Genomic DNA, 20,450 nt, shown 5'->3' on the forward strand with positions numbered 1-20,450 from the left:
GCAAGCCGCCATCAGTTTCCTGGTTCCAGTAAGGCAAGAACCTGATCAAGGGTGGGGGCGGCATCGCCGGCCCCGTTTCGGGTGGTTGCCAGTGCGCCGGTCGCACATGCAAACCGCACGGCATCTGGAAGGGCCTGCCCGTTATGCAGGGCAACCGCAAGTCCGGCATTAAAGCAATCCCCCGCACCGACCGTATCAATGGCACTGACGGTAAAAGACGCGACCAGCCCCGACATGTCGGGTGTTGAATAATAGGCGCCTTCACGCCCCATTTTAATGATCACGGTTTTGGGACCCATGTCATGAAGGACCTTTGCGGCCTTCTTTGCGCTGGCTTCATCAACCGGTTCGATGCCCGTCATGGCGCGGCATTCGGTGCTGTTGGGGGTGACGATATCGGTCAGCGCCAAAAGATCGCGCATCACCATGTGATCGGGTACGGGGGCGGGATCAAGCATGATTTTTGCCCCGCCTTCACGCGCATATTTGATCGCGCAATCGACAGCGACCACCGGGCATTCAAGTTGCAGCAGCAAATAGTCGCAGTCGCGCAGATAATCCTGTTTTTCATGCAAATCGCCACGGGTCATCGTCATGTTGGCACCGCCAACGACCGTGATCATGTTTTCACCGGCTTCATCAATTGAAATCAGGGCCGTACCCGTCTGTGCGGCATCGGCAATGATCAGGTGGCTGGTATCGATGCCTTCGGCGGCAAGGCTGGTCACCAGTTGCCGGCCGAGTGCATCGTCACCGATCTTTGATATGAAAACGGGGGAAACGCCAAGACGTGCGATGGCCAGCGCCTGGTTACATCCCTTGCCCCCGGGGCCCGAGATATATTCCTTTGCCGGGACGGTCTGACCCGGTTTCGGAAGCTTGGCTACGCGTGCTGCGAAATCAATGTTCGAGCTTCCGACAACTGCAATACTCATGGACTATCCAAATGGTCGAAAATTAATACTCGTACTAATGTTGGTGTTAAATCATTGGTTTAAAGAAGGCAGGAGATTAATTTACTCATGATCGCGGGCGTCTTCGGAAATATGTGCGGTTGGTGCGTCGGGAAGGTCATTTTCAATCGGGCGTAAATTCATCGGCCAGTGCATTATAAAGCCTGCGGAACTTTGCAAAGCGCGGCTGATAGGATGCATGTCGTGACGTGTCCGGTTCGATAATTTCCTCGATAACCGGTTTCAGGCATACATCTTCGACTGCTTCCTGTGTCAGGGCCAGTCGCGCCAGACGTGCGGCACCGAATGCCGGACCTTTGGCCGCACCTTCATATCGGGCAAGGGGCGTGCCCATGATGTCGGATATCAACTGGATCCAGTAACGGCTTCTTGCGCCGCCACCAATCACACCGGGCAGGGCACAGCGGGTCCCGGCGGCATGCAGACGCGATTGTGCGTCACTCAGTGCAAAGGCCACTCCTTCGAGAACCGATTGCACCATGGCTTCGCGCGATGTGTCACTGCCCAGGCCAAAAAACACCCCGCGCGCATAGGGATTGTTATGCGGTGTCCGTTCCCCGTTCAGATAGGGCAGAAAGACGATATCGGCGGGCTTATGATGCTGGGCCTCAACCCGTTTCAGCAAACTGCCAATATCACTTTCGCCAAGCAACTTTGCCGCCCATTGCAGGCAACTGGCCCCGTTCAGCAGAACGGCCATCTGGAACCAGTGGGCCGGAATGGCATGGGTGAAGCTGTGCAGAAGTTCTTCGGGTTTTGGGCGGTATTTGTCCGATGCGACAAAAATCTGTGAAGATGTGCCAAGCGATATGAACCCGTCACCGTGACTGACGGCACCAACACCAATGCCGCCGGTCGCGGCATCACCCCCGCCACCGGCAATGATGACGTCACCCTTCATGCCCCAGCGTTTGACAAGTTCGGCCCGCAAAGTTCCGGTAATGTCCGATCCTTCGACCAGTTCGGGGATTTGGTCCATCGAAAGCCCGCAGGCATCGATCGCTGCCCTGTTCCAGCTGCGGCTTTCTTCATCAAGCCACAAGGTCCCGGCCGCATCGGACATTTCCGTTACCTTGTCACCAGACAGGCAAAACCGGATATAGTCCTTGGGCAACAGGATGGTGCGTACTTTGGCAAAGATGTCGGGTTCATGTTTTTGCAGCCACAGCATTTTCGGTGCAGTCATGCCCGGCATGGTCGCGACACCGGCCCTTGTCCCGAGATCGGGCAGCATGGCATCAAGTTTGTCACACTCGGCCTTGGCACGGCCGTCATTCCACAGAATTGCCGGGCGCAACGGTTTGTCATTTTCATCAAGCAACGTCGCGCCATGCATCTGTCCGGACAGGCCAATCGCGCGGGTGGCGGCAACAGCCCCCGGATTTTGATGGTGCAGGGCATCAATCGCGCGCAATGTCGCGTCCCACCAGTCATCGGGGTTCTGTTCGCTCCAGAACGGGTGGGGGTTTGATACCGACAAAGGAATATCTGTCTCGGCAACCGTGGCCGAGTGTTCGTCAATCAGCAATGCCTTGACGGCCGATGTGCCGACATCAATTCCGAGATACATTTTCGGACGGCCTCCAGACTTCTTTTGTCATTTTGTCCCGCATTCCATCCGTGCGGGTTTTAACGGACCTTATTCCAGATGGTTGGCGGTCCGATTGCAACAAAAAAAGCCGCTGAACAAAACAGCGGCTTTAATTTGAAAATGCGAATGTTTTAAAGCAGTCCCTAGCGGGTCGGGACCGGCTCATCACCGCTGTAATCATAGAAACCGCGGCCAACCTTGCGGCCGAGCCAGCCTGCTTCGACATATTTGACCAGAAGCGGGCACGGGCGATACTTGGTGTCGGCCAGACCATCATGCAGAACATGCATGATCGAAAGACAGGTATCCAAACCGATAAAGTCTGCCAGTTGCAGCGGACCCATCGGGTGGTTTGCACCCAGACGCATTGCGGTATCGATGGATTCGACGTTCCCCACACCTTCATAAAGCGTGTAGATCGCTTCGTTGATCATCGGAAGAAGGATACGGTTGACGATGAAAGCCGGGAAATCTTCGGCACTTGCCGTGTCTTTGCCCAGTTTCTTGGTCAATTCATGAATGGTGCGATAGGTGGTTTCATCCGTGGCAATGCCGCGGATCAGTTCCACCAGCTTCATCAGCGGCACCGGGTTCATGAAGTGCATGCCCATGAATTTCGCCGGGCGGTCCGTATAGGATGCCAGACGCGTCACCGAGATCGACGAAGTGTTGGTTGCGATGATGGCTTCGGGGCCAAGAACCGGGCAAAGCGCCTTGAAGATCTGTTTCTTGATCTCTTCATTTTCGGTTGCCGCTTCGATCACCAGATCGCAGTCCGAAAGGAAGCTGTATTCCGTTCCGGTTGAGACCCGCGCAAGTGCGGAATCTTTTTGCGCTGCGGTAATCAGTTCTTTTTTGACCTGACGGTCCATGTTCTTGTCCATCAGGCCAAGCGCCTTATCAAGGGCGTCCTGCGAGATGTCGAGAATTCGGACGTCGTAACCGGCAAGTGCGATCACATGGGCAATGCCATTGCCCATTTGACCGGCGCCAATTACGCCAATGGTTTTGATATCTTCCAACGAAGCCATTTGTTCCCCACTCGTCCCCTAGGGTCAAAACAACAGTATGCATTGCTTTGACCCTAATCGGGATCAGATTATTTGTCGAGTTCACTCGCCAGTGCGGGAAGGGCTTCGAACAGGTCACCGACAAGGCCGTAATCCGCCACCGAGAAGATCGGCGCTTCTTCGTCCTTGTTGATTGCAACGATGACCTTGCTGTCCTTCATGCCGGCAAGGTGCTGAATAGCACCCGAAATGCCTACAGCAATGTATAGCTGCGGTGCAACAACTTTGCCGGTCTGACCGACCTGCCAGTCGTTCGGAGCATATCCGGCATCAACCGCAGCGCGTGATGCGCCAATGGCTGCGCTCAGTTTGTCGGCAATCGGTTCGATCAGATGGAAGTTTTCAGCCGATCCCATGCCGCGACCACCGGAAATGACGACGCTTGCCGCGGTCAGTTCCGGACGTTCCGACTCGGTCAGTTCCTGGCCGACGAAGCTGGACTTGCCGGCATCGGAAACAACGGAAACGTCTTCGATGGCAGCAGATCCGCCTTCAGCAGCAACCGGATCAAAGCCTGTGGTACGAACCGTGATCAGTTTCAGGCTGTCTGCCGACTGCACGGTTGCCAGTGCGTTACCGGCATAGATCGGACGGACAAAGGTATCGGCGCTTTCAACATCGGTGATGTCGGAAATCTGCGCGACGTCTTTCAATGCCGCAACGCGCGGCATGAAGTTTTTACCGGAAGTCGAGGCCGGAACCAGAATGTGGCTGTAGCCATCGGCAAGTTCGCAAACCAGACCGGCCATGTTTTCAGCCAGGAAGTGGCCATAGGCGGCATTGTCTGCGATCAGTACCTTGGAAACACCGGCAACTTTTGCGGCTGCTTCGGCAACGCCGCGGCAGTTTTCACCAGCAACGAGGATGGCAATGTCGCCACCGATCTTCTGTGCGGCTGCAACGGTGTTAAGCGTGCCGCCCTTCAGTTCGGTATTGTCGTGTTCGGCAATAACAAGAATGCTCATTTGATTGATCCCCGCTTAGATTACTTTTGCTTCGTTGCGGAGCTTGTCGACAAGCTCTGCGACGTCGGCAACTTTGACACCTGCCTGACGTGCCGGCGGTTCCGTCACTTTCAGGGTTTTCAGGCGCGGCGCGGTATCAACACCAAGATCGGCCGGGCTCAGGGTATCGAGCGGCTTTTTCTTGGCTTTCATGATGTTTGGCAGCGACGCATAGCGCGGCTCATTGAGGCGCAGGTCGGTGGTGACGATTGCCGGAAGGTCGAGCTTGACGGTTTCAAGACCGCCATCAACTTCACGGGTAACGTCAAGTTTGCCGTCAGCAACGGCAACTTTGGATGCGAAAGTACCCTGCGGCCAATCCAGCAAAGCAGCCAGCATCTGGCCAGTCTGGTTGGCGTCATCGTCAATCGCCTGCTTGCCGAGGATCACAAGATCCGGGCTTTCCTTGGCGACGACTTCTTTCAGGAGTTTTGCAACGGCAAGCGGTTGCAGCTCATCCTCGGTTTCGACCAGAATGCCGCGATCGGCACCCATGGCAAGGGCGGTGCGCAGGGTCTCCTGGCACTGTTTAACGCCGAGCGATACGGCAACCACTTCGGTCGCGGTACCTGCTTCCTTGAGGCGGACAGCCTCTTCAACGGCGATTTCGTCAAACGGGTTCATGGACATTTTGACGTTGTTCAATTCAACGCCAGACTGGTCCTGTTTGACTCGGATCTTGACGTTGTAATCCACAACGCGCTTAACGGCGACAAGAACCTTCATGACAGACCTGTTCGTTTTTGTTGTCGAAACTATGGGCTTTCTGCTCCCTGCCGAGGCAGTTCGCTGCGGCCCGCATGTTACTGTTTTCCCCGCGATGCACAATAGGGGGTGCTACGCAGGTTGTCAATTTACGTAAAGAGGTTGACGTTAACGATAACTTCTTTACTGATTTTTTGATGCCCTTCGCAACCTTGATACGGCACAAAGCCGCCAAATGACAGGGGTTTGTCCAAATATTTTCGTCAGCGTGTCAGGCCGGGGTGCCACAAAATGTCATCCTTGCCGCCGTTATTTGCGTGGCGGGCAAGAACAAACATATGGTCCGACAGCCGGTTGATATAGCGAACGCATTCCGGGTTGATCGGCTCGACCCCGGCCAGTTCAACAATAAGCCGTTCGGCGCGGCGTGATACGGTGCGGACCACATGAAGCTGTGCCGAAAGCGCACTGCCACCCGGCAGGACAAAGGATTTCAGCGGATCAAGGTCGGCATTGATCTGATCGATTTCCTGTTCAAGGCGTTCGGTCTGGGTTGCGGTGATGCGAAGGGCGGGCTGTTCGGGATTGTCATCCGATCCGTCACCCGGGGTGCAAAGGTCCGCACCCAGATCAAAAAGATCATTCTGGATTCGGGCGAGCATCGCATCTATGTCGCCATCCGCATGCAGCCGGGCGACACCGATGAATGCGTTGGTTTCATCAACCGTGCCATAGGCCTCGACGCGGACTGAATTTTTGGGGACGCGTGTCCCGTTGCCAAGGGCGGTTTTGCCCTTGTCGCCGGATTTCGTGTAGATGCGGGTCAGTTGAACCATGTGTCGTCCATTAATGCGCAAGATGTCATAAAAATTGAAAACGGTCGCAGATGCCTATTTGCCAAGTGCCATCATCGACAGAATGAACAAAAGCAACAATGCGACGGCCTGAAGCAGCACGCGAAGCTGCATCAGTTTGTTGGATTTGCGTGCATCCTTGCCGCGGGCCATTGAAATGATCCCCATCACGAGAACACCGGCAACGGCGGCCATCGCGACCAGCACGCCAATTTGAAGAAATGCGGTCATCTGTCTTCTTCCCTGTCTGTTGCCTGCTGATGGTCACCTGAAAACAGGGGCCGCAATCGGAACAAGCCGAACTTGCCGCAGGTCGAATTTATTGATGCCATCTTACGGGCGGCGTCATGCTGCGCCAAACCGGGACCGCAGGCAACTGGTGGATAGAAACTTTTCGACATTATCGGGCATTTTGATTTTCCGGTGCGGCAAAGTCACGGCGATCGATTTTGAATTTCTTGATACGGGACGCCAGCGTGGTTGGTTTGATATCAAGAAGTGCCGCGGCCCCGTCCGGGCCAAAAACCTTGCCCTGCGTCTGTCTCAGGGCATGGGTGATATTGTCATATTCGCTCTGTTGCATTTCAGCGCGCGTCAAAATGGTCCGGGCGGGCTGGGTATCCCGATCGGCTTTGGACGCGGGGGATGGTTTTTTGCCGTCCCGGGTGCTGAAATCGGGAAGATCGAAATGCAATTTTCCGTCATGGGCCAGGATGGCTGCGCGTTCGATCACGTTTTCAAGTTCGCGGGCATTTCCGGGCCAGCCATAATTTTGCAAAACATGAACCTGTCCCTTGGTCAGGGTGGGTTGGGCAATGTTCAGGCGCTGGCAGATATTACGCAGGAAATGCGCGGCCAGGGGCGGAATGTCATCGGGCCGTTCACGAAGCGGTCGACATTCAATCGGAAACACATTGAGGCGGAAATAAAGGTCCTCGCGAAACCGCCCCTGACGGACTTCTTCCTTAAGGTCGCGGTTGGTGGCGGCAATCAGGCGGACATTGACCTCGCGTGTGCGTTCTTCGCCGATGCGCTCAAACTTCTGATCTTGCAGAACCCGCAAAAGCTTGCCCTGAAGTTCCAGCGGGATTTCACCAACCTCATCCAGGAACAGGGTGCCGCCATCGGCCAGTTCAAAGCGTCCGACACGGTCGCGAATGGCGCCGGTAAAGGCCCCGCGCACATGCCCGAAAAATTCGCTTTCAAACAGTTCATGGGGGATGGCCGCGCAATTCACGCGCACCAGAACGCGATCAGATCGAGTGCTGGCCTGATGGATGGCGCGCGCGATCAATTCCTTGCCGGTGCCGGATTCCCCGGTGATCAGAACGTTGGCGTCAGTCGGTGCAACCAGATCAATCTGTTTGAGCGCGCCTTGAATGGCATCCGATTGCCCGATGATTTCATGGTGATTGTTGGTCGACAGGATTTCTTCCTGAAGATAGGCGTTTTCAAGTTCAAGCCGTTCACGAAGACGGTCGACCTCGGCAAGGGCGGCGTGCAGTTTTTCTTCGGCGATTTTGCGTTCGGTAATGTCGCGAAACACGATCACCGCCCCGATGACCAGACCATGGTCGCGAATGGGGGTGGATGTGTATTCGACGCGGATCGGTTTGCCATCGCTGCGCCAGAAGACTTCATCATCAACCCGCCTTACGATGCCCTCGCGGAATGCATTGTAAATCGGGCAGTGTTCGGCGTGATAGGGTTCGCCATCAACATGGGAATGGTGAATGATCGAATGGATTTCCTTGCCCACCAGTTCCTCGGCAGTCCAGCCCAGCATGCGTTCGGCCGCCGGATTGACAAAGGTGGTCACCCCGTCCGAATTCACGCCGTAAATGCCTTCGCCTGCCGCCCCCAGGATCAGCTGGTTCTCGCGTTCGATCTCGCGGAAGAACCGTTCGGCGCGTCGCCATTCGGCAATACCTTCGCGCAGGTAATCGTCGGCCTCGGAGTCAACATCCCGGCGGTGGCGGGCATCAAGATCCGATATCGTCACCGTAAGATATTCTTCATCGCCAAGCGTGATGGCGCGGGCTTCATGTTCAAGTTTCAGTTGGGTGCCGTCCGGTCGGGTCAGGTCCAGTCCGCGGGTCCAGGCAAATCCGTGATAAAGGGCGGCTTCGCTGAACACGACAAGGCTTGGCACCTGTCCCTTGTGCAGGGCGCTCATTTTCAGGGATATGAGGGCGTCTATGCTGCGGCCCAGCAATTTTGCCGCCGCCTCATTGGCGAACACGATGCTGTCGGTTTTGGGGTGAACCAGAATTGTCGGATGCGTATGCGCCAAAAGAGCCTGCAGATGGAGCGGCTCCAAAGACGTTGAAACAGATTGGTTTACGTCATGGTTCATACGAATTTCCTACGATAATTCGTAATTATGGTTACGAATTATCGTAAATTACGATTTTTCGTATATGTGAAGACTGCCTGTCATCATCCCCTGAGTCCAGCATTTTCAACGAAAGTTCCGCATTGCAGCAAACTGGCACGACGGTTGCTCTTATCCTGACTGAATGTCTGGTGCTGTTCTGGTCTGGACAGCGAAACAACACAGGGGGTGATCAAATGTCAGTTAAAAGTCTGGGCGATCCATTTAGCGGTGATTCCGACCTGCGGCACAGCAAATCGTGCGGTTGTGATATGTGCGCGTCAATGGGCGGGCATCACCAAGCGGATCATGATCATGGTGTAAAGCACGATCTGGCGTCGATGCCTGCTCATAGCGATATGGCAGCAAAGGCACCGGAAAGCAGCGAAGAAATCCTTGATCGCGCCATCGACAGCGCGATTGTCCGTTCGGTTTTCTGCCACAACGAAATTTCGCGTCGTTCCTTTGCCAAGATGGTTGGCGGCAGCACCATGATGGCGGCATTGGCATCGGTATTGCCAATCGACAAGGTCAAGGCAGCGATCCTTGATGATCTGGGGACACCGGAAAAATCCAAGCTTAATATCGGCTTTGTGCCGATCACCTGTGCCACGCCGATCATCATGGCGCAGCCAATGGGCTTCTATGAAAAATACGGTCTTGATGTTGATGTCATCAAAACCGCGGGCTGGGCGGTGGCCCGCGACAAGTCGCTGAACAATGAATATGACGCGTCGCACATGCTGACCCCGATGCCGCTGGCGATTTCGATGGGGGCGGGTTCAACCGCGACCCCGTTCCTGATGCCGGCTGTTGAAAACATCAATGGTCAGGCCATCGTGCTGCACAATGACCATCTGGATAAGCGCGACCCCAAACAGTGGAAAGGCTTCAAGTTTGGTGTGCCGTTCGAATATTCGATGCACAACTTCCTGCTGCGTTATTATGTCGCTGAACATGGTCTGGACCCGGATAAGGACATCCAGATCCGCGTTGTTCCGCCGCCCGAGATGGTGGCAAACCTGCGTGCCGGTAACCTTGACGGGTATCTGTCACCCGATCCGTTTAACCAGCGTGCGGTATGGGAAAAAATCGGTTTCCTGCACACCCTGACCAAGGATATCTGGGAAGGCCATCCGTGCTGTGCATTTGCCTGTTCCAAGGCCTTTTCCGAAGAACTGCCAAATACCTATGGCGCGCTTTTGAAATCCATTGTCGATGCGACCCAATACGCGGCCAAGCCCGAAAACCGCAAGGAAATTTCGGCGGCGATTGCCCCGGCCAACTATCTGAACCAGCCGGTTCCGGTCATTGAACAGGTCCTGACCGGACGTTATGCCGATGGTCTGGGCGAAGTGAAAAACGTCCCTGATCGCATCGATTTCGATCCGTTCCCATGGCATTCGATGGGTGTATGGATTCTGACCCAGATGAAGCGCTGGGGCTATATCGAAGGCGATATCGATTACAAGAAAATCGCCGAGGAAGTCTATGTCGCGACCGATTGTGCCAAGGTGATGAAAGACCTTGGCTATGAAGCCCCGACGTCGACCTACAAGTCCTATACCATCATGGGCAAAACCTTTGATCCCGATCAGCCCGAAGCCTATGTCAACAGCTTTGCGATTGGCAAAGGGGTAAGCTGACATGCTGGCATCGTTGAATGCCAGGGCTTTGGTTTTGTCACTCGTGCTATTGGCGGTCTTCCTTGGCCTTTGGGAGGCCGCCAGCCCGAAACAGAACATTTCTGGCGAACTGACAGAATATGAACTTCTGATGGGTGGGGCCGAACCCAAGGCGGCCGTGCCGCCACCCTCGGCAGTGATCGGCAAGGCATGGGAAGAACTTAGCAATCCTTTCTATGATGCTGGCCCCAACGACAAGGGGATTGGCATCCAGATCGGCTATTCGCTTTATCGGGTTCTTTCGGGATATTTCCTTGCTGCGGCGCTGGCCATTCCGGTCGGGTTCCTGATCGGAATGTCGCCTCTGATGTATAAGGCGCTTGATCCGTTTATTCAGGTGCTAAGACCCATTTCCCCGCTGGCGTGGATGCCTTTGGCCCTGTTTGTCATTCAGGACAGTCAGGCATCAGCAATCTTTGTCATCTTCATCTGTTCGATCTGGCCGATGCTGATCAATACGGCATTCGGTGTGGCCGGGGTGCGCAAGGACTGGGTCAATGTGGCGCGAACCCACGAACTGGGTCCTTTCAAAACCGCATGGATCGTCATCCTGCCCGCTGCGGCACCAACCATTCTGACCGGAATGCGCATTTCCATCGGGATTGCCTGGCTGGTGATTGTCGCCGCCGAGATGCTCGTGGGCGGTACCGGCATTGGCTACTACGTCTGGAATGAATGGAACAACCTTGATCTGACCAGTGTGGTGTTCTCGATCCTGATGATCGGGGTTGTCGGCATGTTGCTTGATACGGCCTTCGCCTATTGCGCACGCCTTGTGCAGTACCAGGAATAAGGAGACCAGATATGTCGACACCATTCCTGAGTGTTCAAAACCTTACCAAACGTTTTCAGGCCCCCAAGGGTGGCGAAAGCCTGACGGTATTTGAAAACGTCAATCTCGGGATTGAGAAGGGCGAGTTTGTTTGCATCATCGGCCATTCCGGCTGTGGCAAATCAACCATCCTGAACATTCTTGCGGGTCTTGATGAACCAAGCGACGGCGCGGTCATCATGAATGGCAAGGAAGTTTCCGGGCCCAGTCTGGATCGCGGGATCGTGTTTCAGAACTATTCCCTGCTGCCATGGTTGTCCGCACTCAAGAACGTCACTTTTGCCGTTCAGGCGCGCTACAAATCCTGGAGCAAAAAGCAGGTTCACGATCATTCAATGAAATATCTCGAAATGGTCGGCCTTGCGGGCGGGGCGGAATTGCGCAAGCCATCACAACTGTCTGGCGGGATGCGTCAGCGTGTATCGATTGCACGTGCCTTTGCCATTCAGCCGGAACTGCTTTTGCTCGATGAGCCGTTCGGCGCACTTGATGCGCTGACCCGTGGCAGCATCCAGGACGAGTTGATCCGCATCTGGTCGGGATCGGACCAGACGGTCTTTATGATCACCCATGATGTTGATGAGGCCATCCTGCTTGCGGATCGCATTTTGTTGATGACCAACGGTCCCTATGCCCGGGTTGCCGAGTCCGTTCAGGTCGAAATCGAACGACCGCGTGAACGGGCCAATATCATCCATCATCCAGACTATTACGACATCCGCAATCACCTGGTGGAGTTCCTGGCCACACGGTCGCGCGAACTTGCCGGGAAACAGGACGATGATGCGAATTCCGCACCAAAAGTCGTCAGGTTCGGGGCAAATGCCGGGGCGGAAATCTCATCAGAAACAGGCAGCAAGTCCGGCACGCGCAAGCGTGCGGTCAATCGTGCCGATTAATCAAAACAACGTGCTGTATCAGAAGTGGAGAAAACCCATGAAAAAAGCTGACGTCAAAGAACTCATTCTCGAAGCGAAAAAGGTCAAAGGGCTCGGTTGGGAAGAGATCGCAAGCAAGATCGGTATGTCCCCGGTTTGGACAACTTCCGTATGCTTTGGCATGAATTCGGCGCCAAAGGACAAGGCCGACATGCTGGTTGCCCTGTTTGACCTGCCGCCCGAAGCATCGGCAGTCATTCAGGAATGCCCGATGAAAATCTGGGACCAGGCGGTCCCGACCGATCCAGCCATCTATCGTCTGTATGAAATCGTTGGTGTTTACGGCGAAACCATCAAGGAAATCATCCACGAGAAATTCGGCGACGGCATCATGAGTGCAATCGATTACGAAATGTATATCGAACGCAAGGAAGACCCGAAAGGTGACCGTGTCGTGATCACCCTTGATGGCAAATTCCTGAAATACCGCGCCTGGTAAGGATATCTTCCGGTGTGGAATTGGCGGTGCCGATGTGGTTATCATCGAATGCCGCAGTCCGGTCAGGCCCGTTTGCATGTGCATTCGGGCCTGCTCCGTATGGGTGTTGTGAAAGTCTTGTCGGATGCTACTGGCGAAAAGGATGCGATCTGCTAAATCCTGAAGATATGTAATTGCCTGTATGCAATGCCTGATTTGGTTTTGCGTATCGGCCAAACAACAAGGATCAAATTCAGATGGCTGACCTTTCCGCATTCGACATCACCAAACGCTGGCCGGCAAAGAACCCCGATATTCTGCAGCTTTATTCATTCCCGACCCCCAACGGGGTAAAGGTTTCGATTATGCTCGAAGAAATCGGTCTTCCCTATGAAGCCCACACCATCAAAATCGGTGAAGATGAAACCTGGACCCCGGAATTTCTGTCGCTGAACCCGAATGGCAAAATCCCCGCCATTCTTGATCCGAACGGCCCGGATGGAAAACCGTTCGGCCTTTTTGAATCCGGGGCGATCTTGCAATATCTTGCCGAAAAATCCGGAAAGCTGTTGCCTGCTGATCCGGCACGGCGGATGGAAACCATCCAGTGGGTCTATTTCCAGATGGCCGGACTGGGCCCGATTTTCGGGCAACTTGGCTTTTTCCACAAATTTGCCGGCAAAGAGATCGAAGATAAACGCCCGCTGACCCGTTATGTAAATGAATCCAAACGGCTTTTGGGTGTTCTAGAAACCCGTCTTGACGGGCGTGACTGGATCATGGGCGATGAATATACCATTGCCGATATCGCAATCCTTGGCTGGGTCCGCAATCTGATCGGATTTTACGAGGCAGGTGATCTGGTGGCTTATGACACGCTCAAAAACGTACCGGCATGGCTTGAACGTGGTCTTGCGCGTCCTGCTGTTCAGCGCGGTCTTGATATCCCGGCACGGCCATAAGGTCCGGGTTGCCTGAGCAGTCTCAAAATTGACCGGATGGTCAGAAATGCTTTCCATCCGGTCTGGCTATCATTAATTAGGGGACGATACTATTCGTTACGCCACCACTGAACCCAAGAGATTGATTAATGACCAGCCGCATCAAGGACGCAGCACTTGCCGCCCAGATCAATGACGAAACGCTTGCATGGCGCGAAGTCATCTGTCCGGTAACGGCGAAATACGGAAACTATGTCGCCAAGCGCGATTTGCGCGACAAAACGATTGTCAGTTTCCAGCACGTGCTTGAAGACACCATTCCGACCCTGTTGCCGTTTGTGAAGGCGGGTGCGAAGGTCAAGGTCGGGGCGTGCAACCCCGACAGTACCGATGATGTTGCGGCGGCCTATCTGGCGGCAAACGGGGTTGAGGTTCATGCCTTTTCGGGCATGACACCCGAAGAATATGCCAAAAGCATCGATATCCTGTCGTCCGAGCCGGCTGATATTGTCGCTGACATGGGTGGGGAGCTGATCGAGGCTTTTGTCAAAAAGGGCCATAAGGTCGATGGTGCGCTTGAAGCCACGACGACGGGTGTTCACCGCGTTGAAAAGCTTGATTATTCATTCCCGGTCTTTAACTGGAACGACATCGCGATCAAGGATCGCCTGCATAACCGCCATCACGTGGCACAGGAAATGTGGCCGGTCTTTTCCAATGTAACCGGGTTGGCGCTTTATGGTCGTTCGGTTCTGGTGATCGGGTTTGGGCCGGTGGGGCGCGGTGTTGCCGAACGTGCGCGCAATCTTGGTGCGGTGGTCTCGGTTGCCGAATGCGATCCGGTGCGCGCCCTTGAAGCCCAGCATCACGGATGCCGTGTCGTCAGCCTTGAAGACGGCATCAAGGAATGCGCGATTATTGTGACCGCAACCGGTCTTTCGGGCATTCTGGGTGAAAAGCAGATCAAGCAGGCCCGCCGCGGTGCCATTCTGGTTAATGTCGGTCATTCCAATACCGAGATCGATGTGGCATGGCTCGATACCCAGAAGCGCACCAAAATGCGCCGCTATATCGAAAAATTCGAATTCGATAACAGCCGCGAAGTCTATTTGCTCAACCGTGGCAGTCTTTTGAACCTGGCACCGGGCATGGGTGGTTCGGGCAAGGATCTGTTCGATCCGTTTTCCGCAATTCTGATCCGCGGAATTGACTGGTTGGCATCGGGCGGGGCCAATGCGTTCAAACCGGGATTTTATGATTACCCGGCCGAGATCGAACGCGAAATCGCCGAGGCGATCCTGCATTCGCACAGTTGACGGCGGCACGCCCTTGCAAGGATGTTAGCGCTAACATTAAAGCCCCCGGCCAAAAATGGTCGGGGGCTTTTTTATAGTTTGCTCGGTCCAAAGGGTCAGGCGCGGTACCCGATACGCAGGTTGCCCCACTGTTCGCCATTCACGATGATCGGGACGTCGCATTCCTTCATAAAGACCACACTGTCGCCCATGTCGCGGAAATAGGTCTGCAACAGGTGCGGTTTGGTGTTGCGCGCGGCCACCAGCCCGGCCCGGTCATCAAAGATCCGCCGGTTACGGCAATTGCCCATGTTCCAGGCGGCTTCGCCCGGGCGCTGCGGCTGGCTATAGATCTTGTTATGGGTCGGAAGATAGCCGTTAATATCCACACCGGCGGCGAACACGATATGCTTGTCCTTTTCAAGAATAGCTTCCTGAAGCGGGGTGAAATGCCGATCCGTGAACGGGATATAGGGCGTCATGAACTGTTTGGGGTCACTGCCTTCGATCAGTTCATAGCGCGGATTGAACAGGTCTTCGTGTTTGATTTCATTGTTGCGAAGGCCGTTCTCAAGCACCTTGGCCAGATCTTGTGACAGTTGTTTGCCAAGTTCGGCGATCTTGCTGTCGTGATCGTGGGTTTTCTTGAGGTGATTGAGAATGACCTGGTTGGCCTTGTCGTCGACTTCGGTAAACTGAACATGGGTTCCAAGTGCCGAAACGGCCTTGATCACGCCATGCAGAACCGTGCCATCCACCATGGTGATCGTGACGTGCTTGTTGCGGTCCTTGTCACTGGCATCAATGCGCGCAAGCAACCCGGCCAGTGACATATCGGCGGTAACGCCATTGCGGACGTCACCATTTCCGAAATCGAAAGAAAGATCGACCGCGATCGGGACGCGTTCTTCGTGACGCCGGTTTGCGCTTTCGGTACTGCGAAGTACGGTACGGAACCGGCTTTCCATTTCATTGATGTCTTTGCGAATATTGGAAGCCAGAATGCGCAGATTCTCGGCGGTTTCGCTGGCGTTTTGTGATTTCACGCTGGCCAGTTCGATATCACCGGAAATGCCCCGCATATGGGTTGATACTTCCTGTGCGCTAGTTGAAATTTCGGCGATCGCGGCGGTCTGCTGTTCGACCGATGCCGAAATATCCGCTGAAAGCTGGCTGACTTCATCAATCGCGCCACCGATTCCTTCGATTGCGGTGACGGCTTCTGATGTTGCCCCCTGAATGGCTGTGATCTGGGAATTGATATCAAGGATTGCCTTTTCGGTCTGTGTCGCAAGGTTTTTGACCTCGTTGGCGACCACAGCAAATCCTTTGCCGGCATCCCCGGCACGGGCGGCCTCGATCGTGGCGTTCAGTGCCAGCATTTTCGTCTGATCGGAAATGCGTTTGACGATATCGACAACCTTGCCGATTTCACTGGCGGTTTCCGACAGGCTGTTCATCGTCTGGGATGTTTCCTGGGCACGGATAACGGCCTGTCCGGCAATATCGTTTGTTTTGTGGATGCGGTCGGCAATGCCATGGCTGGATGCCTGCAATTCCTCGGTCGCGGATGCGACCGTGGCAACGTTGCTGCTGGCGACTTCCGTGGTGGCGGTAATGCGTTCGACCAGTTGCGACAATTCACCGGCATCACTTTCCATGGTTTGCGCCACATCGTTGGTGCGCCCGGCCTGAAAGCCGACTTCGGAAATGATGTTGTCGGTTTCACGTTCGATGATCTCGGACATCGACTGGATTTCCGACGATGCGCGATGCTGGGCGATCTGTTTTTGCTGATCAGCCATAAGACAGGCCATATCAGCCATCAGAACACACCGTGCCGCATCATTAAGGGCGGGCGACGGTCGAATGCCCTTGGTCCGCGACGCCAGCGTGACGCAATTTGCTGCCGACTTGTAATAGGCAAGCACGATGGCATCGGGTGTCAGATTGGCGGTGGCTTCTGCCAAAACATGTTTGGCAAAACACTGATTGAAAGCATCAGCAGAACCGGCAGATGCCATTGCCCGAAACTGCTGGGCAAGACCCGAGACAAGCGTCTGCGGCGCATTCCTGTCGACGCTGCTTTGTCCTGATCCAAGCAGTTCGGTCACCAGGCCTTCTGCGATCTGATCAGCATGCTGATCGAACAGGTCCTTGGCTTCACCTGTTCGCGCATAGATTGTGGTTTCCGGCATTGCAGAGGCGTAATTCATTGAAACGTCTCTCCCCTTTTCCCTAAAAGGCAATTGGGCCTGTTTTGCACAGATTTTTAGGCTTCTGTGTTTGCTTAATTTCAGTCTATCACCACAGGTAAGTGGTAAATATATCATACTTTAGGTTGATATAGAAAAGCGGCCCGTCAAGGTTGACGGGCCAAGTTTGCCCTCGTTGATCACAGGGGCCACGGTTCGCAATGAAAATAAGGTTCGGCTTTCAATCTGTTAGCCGGTTATCGACCCAACAATCCGCGGGTCACAACTTGCGCCTGAATTTCGGCGGCACCTTCAAAAATGTTGAGGATACGGGCATCGCAAAGCACGCGACTGATCTGATATTCCAGCGCATAGCCATTGCCGCCATGAATCTGAAGCGCGTTATCAGCATTTGACCAGGCAACCCGTGCCCCCAGAAGCTTCGCCATGCCTGCTTCAATGTCGCAGCGGATATCCTGATCTTTTTCAAGTGCCGAGAAATAGGTGAGCTGGCGGGCAATCATGGTTTCAACAACCATCCATGCAACTTTGCCGTACACCCGAGGGAAGCTGAAAAGCGGTTTGGAAAACTGGACGCGATCTTTGGCGTAGCGCATGCCGATCTCAAGCGCGTTCTGGGCAACGCCGACTGCACGTGCAGCTGTTTGAATGCGGGCCGACTCAAAGGTTGCCATAAGTTGCTTGAAGCCCTGGCCTTCTTCACCGCCCAGAAGGTTGGCGGTCGGGACTTCAAACCCGTCAAAGGACAGCTCGTATTCCTTCATGCCGCGATAGCCAAGAACCTCGATCTCACCGCCAGACATGCCGTTGGCGGGGAACGGGTCGTCATCGGTGCCGCGCGGCTTTTCGGCCAGAAGCATCGACAACCCGCGATAACCGGCCTCATCATGGTTGGTGCGCGTCAAAAGCGTCATCAGATCGGACCGTGCCGCATGGGTGATCCATGTCTTGTTCCCGGTCACCTTATAGGTGTCGCCATCCTTGATCGCGCGGGTACGCAGATGGGCAAGGTCGGAGCCGTTATTGGGTTCGGTAAAGACCGCCGTTGGCAGGATTTCACCCGATGCCAGTTTGGGCAGGTAATGTTCCTTTTGTGCATCCGTGCCGCCAAGGCGGATCAGTTCCGCAGCAATTTCGGAACGGGTACCAAGCGATCCCACCCCGATATAGCCGCGCGACAGTTCTTCGGTCACGACACACATCGCGGTTTTGCCCATGCCAAGTCCGCCGAATTCTTCGGGGATGGTCAGGCCGAAAACGCCGAGCTCCGACATTTCAGTCACAATTTCAATCGGGATCAACTCGTCGCGTTCATGCCAGCCATGGGCATGGGGCGTTACTTTTTCTTCGACAAACCGCCGGAATTGGTCGCGGACAAGATCCAGTGTTTCGTCTTCCAGGCCGGTTTCGCCAAAGCGACCGGTATCAAGACTGTCTTCGATTTCAGTGGCAATGGCGCGGCGCGCAGCGTCAGAATTACCATGGGCTGACAGAACAGAAACCGCGCGACTTGAACAGAAGGTCTGAATATCGGTTTCGGAAACACCCAGTGTGGTCAGACGAATGATTTCGCCCTGCGACATAGGAATGCCGCCCTTGATCTGGGCAAGATATTCGCCAAAGGCGACTTGCAGGATCAGGGTTTCAAGATGCCCGCGTTTGCCCTGTGTGACCAGCTTGTCCGACCATGCCTTCATCTGTTGAAGGGCGGTGACATAGGTCGTGAACCAGGCAAAGCCATGGGCGGCAAACTGATGTTCGTCAAAGGCATTGGCATCAATACGGCCATCAATGGTGACCCGGGCGCGAATGGCATTTTCGGTGGCATCATAAAGCGATGCCAGTGCAGCCAGTGCATCGTCGCAAAGCTGGTCAAGATCAGGAAGCAGGGCGGTATCAGTCATTGGCTTGGTCCTTTGCCCGGCAATCGTGTGGGGCGATTGCACTGGTCGAAAACGGATATCTTGGTCGAAAAGGGTGGTGGCACCCCGCACGCGGATCGGGCGAGAACGCGCTTGGGGTGCCAGCAATCAGTCAAAGGCCGGGACGGCTGCGCCCCGATGTGGGATTAACCTTCGACTGCTTCTTCAAGGGTGCGCATGCCCGGCCGCTTGGCCTGAACCAGAACCGCCATGTTCCCCGGTTTATGTTCGTTGCGCATCATTTTCATATGTGCGCGCGGAATATCTTCCCAACTGAAAACTTCGGACATGCTGGGATCAAGGCGGCGCTCGATCACCAGTTTGTTAGCCTGTGCCGCCTGTTTCAGGTTGGCAAAGTGGCTGCCCTGAATGCGTTTCTGGCGCATCCAGACAAAGCGCGCATCAAAGGTCAGGTTAAACCCGGTTGTCCCGGCACAGAACACGACCATGCCGCCACGTTTGACCACGTTGCATGATACCGGGAAGGTTTGTTCGCCCGGATGTTCAAAGACGATATCAACGTCATTGCCCTTGCCGGTGATTTCCCAGATCGCTTTGCCGAATTTGCGGACTTCTTTCATATAGTCGCCAAATTCCGGACCATTGACCGTGGGAAGCTGGCCCCAGCAATTGAAATCCTTGCGATTGATGACGGCCTTGGCCCCAAGTCCAAGGACAAAGTCGCGCTTTGCTTCGTCTGAAATCACCCCGATCGCATTGGCCCCGGCGGTGGTGATCAACTGGATCGCCATGGAACCAAGCCCCCCGGACGCCCCCCAGACCAGAACATTATGCCCCGGACGCAGGATATGCGGGCGATGCCCGAACAACATGCGGTATGCGGTGGCAAGGGTGAGCGTGTAGCACGCACTTTCTTCCCAGGTCAGATGTTTGGGGCGCGGCATCAATTGCTGTGCCTGGACACAGGTGAACTGTGCGAATGACCCATCCGGGGTTTCATAGCCCCAGATGCGCTGGGTCGGGGACAGCATCGGGTCGCCGCCGTTACATTCTTCGTCGTCGCCATCATCCTGATTGCAGTGGATGACGACTTCATCGCCGACCTTCCAGCGGGTAACTTTTGACCCGACCGCCCAAACAATGCCCGACGCATCAGACCCGGCAATATGGAACGGGCAGTCATGGGAATTGAAAACCGAGATCGGTTTACCAAGGGACGCCCAGATACCGTTGTAATTGACGCCCGCCGCCATCACGAGAACCAGGACCTCGTGGCTGTCTGGCTGGGTGACCGGCAGAACTTCACATTGCATGGCGGTATCGGGTTCGCCGTGGCGTTCTTCGCGAATCGCCCATGCATACATATTTTTGGGCACATGACCCAGCGGCGGGATTTCGCCGATTTCATAAAGATCTTTTTCTTCCTGACCGCCACGGAAAGGCAGCACTTCAGCAGTGGTGTTCATGGCCTTCACTCCTTCTTCAGGGTCGATCCGGATGGCAGGGTAATAAAATTACCTATGCTGCGTTGCGGTCGACGAAACCTCCAAGCCACAGAATTTGTTTTATTTTCCCTGGGCATTCCCCGGATTTCTGCGGTTTGCATGCAGAATGAACCGAGGCGATATTTGTTTTCGCTTTTATCGCGTTGCACAAATTGTTATATAATT

At 54.8% G+C, this 20,450-nt stretch carries 17 protein-coding genes; 6 read left to right on the forward strand and 11 right to left on the reverse strand.

The window, feature by feature from the left end:
• Positions 1 to 11: 11 nt before the first annotated feature.
• The 8 genes from rbsK to WA429_RS02740 form a co-directional block, all read right to left on the reverse strand.
• The gene (gene rbsK / locus WA429_RS02705; protein WP_287464339.1) at positions 12 to 935 is read right to left on the reverse strand and encodes a ribokinase; all 924 of its coding nucleotides are present in this window, start codon (positions 933 to 935) and stop codon (positions 12 to 14) included.
• Positions 936 to 1,077: 142 nt separating this feature from the next.
• Positions 1,078 to 2,544: a xylulokinase gene (xylB, locus tag WA429_RS02710; RefSeq protein ID WP_287464338.1), complete on the reverse strand. Its 1,467-nt coding sequence runs from the start codon at positions 2,542 to 2,544 to the stop codon at positions 1,078 to 1,080.
• 164 nt (positions 2,545 to 2,708) lie between these two features.
• Positions 2,709 to 3,596, reverse strand: a complete 888-nt coding sequence (locus WA429_RS02715; protein ID WP_101245385.1) for a 3-hydroxybutyryl-CoA dehydrogenase — start codon at positions 3,594 to 3,596, stop codon at positions 2,709 to 2,711.
• Between the two features lie 68 nt (positions 3,597 to 3,664).
• Positions 3,665 to 4,600, reverse strand: coding sequence for an electron transfer flavoprotein subunit alpha/FixB family protein (locus WA429_RS02720; protein WP_287464337.1), 936 nt, complete (start codon positions 4,598 to 4,600; stop codon positions 3,665 to 3,667).
• 15 nt (positions 4,601 to 4,615) lie between these two features.
• Complete coding sequence (locus WA429_RS02725) at positions 4,616 to 5,365, reverse strand: electron transfer flavoprotein subunit beta/FixA family protein (protein WP_101245387.1); 750 nt, start codon at positions 5,363 to 5,365, stop codon at positions 4,616 to 4,618.
• Positions 5,366 to 5,607: 242 nt separating this feature from the next.
• A complete protein-coding gene (locus WA429_RS02730) occupies positions 5,608 to 6,180 on the reverse strand; it encodes a cob(I)yrinic acid a,c-diamide adenosyltransferase (RefSeq protein ID WP_287464336.1) in 573 nt (190 codons plus the stop codon).
• A 54-nt stretch (positions 6,181 to 6,234) separates the two neighbouring features.
• The gene (locus WA429_RS02735) at positions 6,235 to 6,429 is read right to left on the reverse strand and encodes a twin transmembrane helix small protein (RefSeq protein WP_114112836.1); all 195 of its coding nucleotides are present in this window, start codon (positions 6,427 to 6,429) and stop codon (positions 6,235 to 6,237) included.
• 169 nt (positions 6,430 to 6,598) lie between these two features.
• Positions 6,599 to 8,554 (reverse strand): sigma 54-interacting transcriptional regulator, encoded by a 1,956-nt coding sequence (locus tag WA429_RS02740; RefSeq protein ID WP_287464335.1) that lies wholly within the window; start codon positions 8,552 to 8,554, stop codon positions 6,599 to 6,601.
• 215 nt (positions 8,555 to 8,769) lie between these two features.
• Here WA429_RS02740 and WA429_RS02745 point away from each other — a divergent pair, with 215 nt between their 5' ends.
• The 6 genes from WA429_RS02745 (at position 8,770) to WA429_RS02770 (ending at position 14,702) form a co-directional block, all read left to right on the forward strand.
• On the forward strand, positions 8,770 to 10,218 hold the full coding sequence (locus tag WA429_RS02745) for a CmpA/NrtA family ABC transporter substrate-binding protein (RefSeq protein ID WP_287464334.1): 1,449 nt from the start codon (positions 8,770 to 8,772) through the stop codon (positions 10,216 to 10,218).
• Between the two features lies 1 nt (position 10,219).
• Positions 10,220 to 11,050, forward strand: coding sequence for a nitrate ABC transporter permease (gene ntrB, locus WA429_RS02750; protein ID WP_114112839.1), 831 nt, complete (start codon positions 10,220 to 10,222; stop codon positions 11,048 to 11,050).
• Positions 11,051 to 11,061: 11 nt separating this feature from the next.
• Positions 11,062 to 11,988, forward strand: a complete 927-nt coding sequence (locus WA429_RS02755; RefSeq protein ID WP_101245393.1) for an ABC transporter ATP-binding protein — start codon at positions 11,062 to 11,064, stop codon at positions 11,986 to 11,988.
• Between the two features lie 37 nt (positions 11,989 to 12,025).
• Positions 12,026 to 12,466, forward strand: a complete 441-nt coding sequence (cynS, locus tag WA429_RS02760; protein ID WP_287464333.1) for a cyanase — start codon at positions 12,026 to 12,028, stop codon at positions 12,464 to 12,466.
• A gap of 236 nt (positions 12,467 to 12,702) precedes the next feature.
• Positions 12,703 to 13,407, forward strand: a complete 705-nt coding sequence (locus WA429_RS02765; protein WP_114112840.1) for a glutathione S-transferase N-terminal domain-containing protein — start codon at positions 12,703 to 12,705, stop codon at positions 13,405 to 13,407.
• Between the two features lie 128 nt (positions 13,408 to 13,535).
• Positions 13,536 to 14,702, forward strand: coding sequence for an adenosylhomocysteinase (locus WA429_RS02770; protein WP_287464332.1), 1,167 nt, complete (start codon positions 13,536 to 13,538; stop codon positions 14,700 to 14,702).
• 95 nt (positions 14,703 to 14,797) lie between these two features.
• Here the strand turns inward: WA429_RS02770 and WA429_RS02775 are convergent, their stop codons facing one another.
• The 3 genes from WA429_RS02775 to ccrA all read right to left on the reverse strand — a co-directional run bounded on the left by WA429_RS02775 (position 14,798) and on the right by ccrA (position 20,246).
• Positions 14,798 to 16,897, reverse strand: a complete 2,100-nt coding sequence (locus tag WA429_RS02775; RefSeq protein WP_101245397.1) for a methyl-accepting chemotaxis protein — start codon at positions 16,895 to 16,897, stop codon at positions 14,798 to 14,800.
• Between the two features lie 236 nt (positions 16,898 to 17,133).
• Positions 17,134 to 18,801 carry an acyl-CoA dehydrogenase family protein gene (locus WA429_RS02780; protein WP_287464331.1) on the reverse strand — a complete coding sequence of 556 codons (1,668 nt, stop codon included), beginning with the start codon at positions 18,799 to 18,801 and terminating at the stop codon, positions 17,134 to 17,136.
• 164 nt (positions 18,802 to 18,965) lie between these two features.
• A complete protein-coding gene (gene ccrA, locus WA429_RS02785; protein WP_287464330.1) occupies positions 18,966 to 20,246 on the reverse strand; it encodes a crotonyl-CoA carboxylase/reductase in 1,281 nt (426 codons plus the stop codon).
• Positions 20,247 to 20,450: the final 204 nt, after the last annotated feature.

The organism is Thalassospira sp. CH_XMU1420-2, assembly GCF_037029325.1.
GTDB classification, from domain to species: Bacteria; Pseudomonadota; Alphaproteobacteria; order Rhodospirillales; family Thalassospiraceae; genus Thalassospira; species Thalassospira povalilytica.

What these genes read in the sequence shown, in the direction of transcription:
- rbsK (WP_287464339.1), bottom strand. Translation starts at nt 935, where the DNA reads ATGAGTATTGCAGTTGTCGGAAGCTCGAACATTGATTTCGCAGCACGC.
- xylB (WP_287464338.1), bottom strand. Translation starts at nt 2,544, where the DNA reads ATGTATCTCGGAATTGATGTCGGCACATCGGCCGTCAAGGCATTGCTG.
- WA429_RS02715 (WP_101245385.1), bottom strand. Translation starts at nt 3,596, where the DNA reads ATGGCTTCGTTGGAAGATATCAAAACCATTGGCGTAATTGGCGCCGGT.
- WA429_RS02720 (WP_287464337.1), bottom strand. Translation starts at nt 4,600, where the DNA reads ATGAGCATTCTTGTTATTGCCGAACACGACAATACCGAACTGAAGGGC.
- WA429_RS02725 (WP_101245387.1), bottom strand. Translation starts at nt 5,365, where the DNA reads ATGAAGGTTCTTGTCGCCGTTAAGCGCGTTGTGGATTACAACGTCAAG.
- WA429_RS02730 (WP_287464336.1), bottom strand. Translation starts at nt 6,180, where the DNA reads ATGGTTCAACTGACCCGCATCTACACGAAATCCGGCGACAAGGGCAAA.
- WA429_RS02735 (WP_114112836.1), bottom strand. Translation starts at nt 6,429, where the DNA reads ATGACCGCATTTCTTCAAATTGGCGTGCTGGTCGCGATGGCCGCCGTT.
- WA429_RS02740 (WP_287464335.1), bottom strand. Translation starts at nt 8,554, where the DNA reads ATGAACCATGACGTAAACCAATCTGTTTCAACGTCTTTGGAGCCGCTC.
- WA429_RS02745 (WP_287464334.1), top strand. Translation starts at nt 8,770, where the DNA reads ATGTCAGTTAAAAGTCTGGGCGATCCATTTAGCGGTGATTCCGACCTG.
- ntrB (WP_114112839.1), top strand. Translation starts at nt 10,220, where the DNA reads ATGCTGGCATCGTTGAATGCCAGGGCTTTGGTTTTGTCACTCGTGCTA.
- WA429_RS02755 (WP_101245393.1), top strand. Translation starts at nt 11,062, where the DNA reads ATGTCGACACCATTCCTGAGTGTTCAAAACCTTACCAAACGTTTTCAG.
- cynS (WP_287464333.1), top strand. Translation starts at nt 12,026, where the DNA reads ATGAAAAAAGCTGACGTCAAAGAACTCATTCTCGAAGCGAAAAAGGTC.
- WA429_RS02765 (WP_114112840.1), top strand. Translation starts at nt 12,703, where the DNA reads ATGGCTGACCTTTCCGCATTCGACATCACCAAACGCTGGCCGGCAAAG.
- WA429_RS02770 (WP_287464332.1), top strand. Translation starts at nt 13,536, where the DNA reads ATGACCAGCCGCATCAAGGACGCAGCACTTGCCGCCCAGATCAATGAC.
- WA429_RS02775 (WP_101245397.1), bottom strand. Translation starts at nt 16,897, where the DNA reads ATGAATTACGCCTCTGCAATGCCGGAAACCACAATCTATGCGCGAACA.
- WA429_RS02780 (WP_287464331.1), bottom strand. Translation starts at nt 18,801, where the DNA reads ATGACTGATACCGCCCTGCTTCCTGATCTTGACCAGCTTTGCGACGAT.
- ccrA (WP_287464330.1), bottom strand. Translation starts at nt 20,246, where the DNA reads ATGAACACCACTGCTGAAGTGCTGCCTTTCCGTGGCGGTCAGGAAGAA.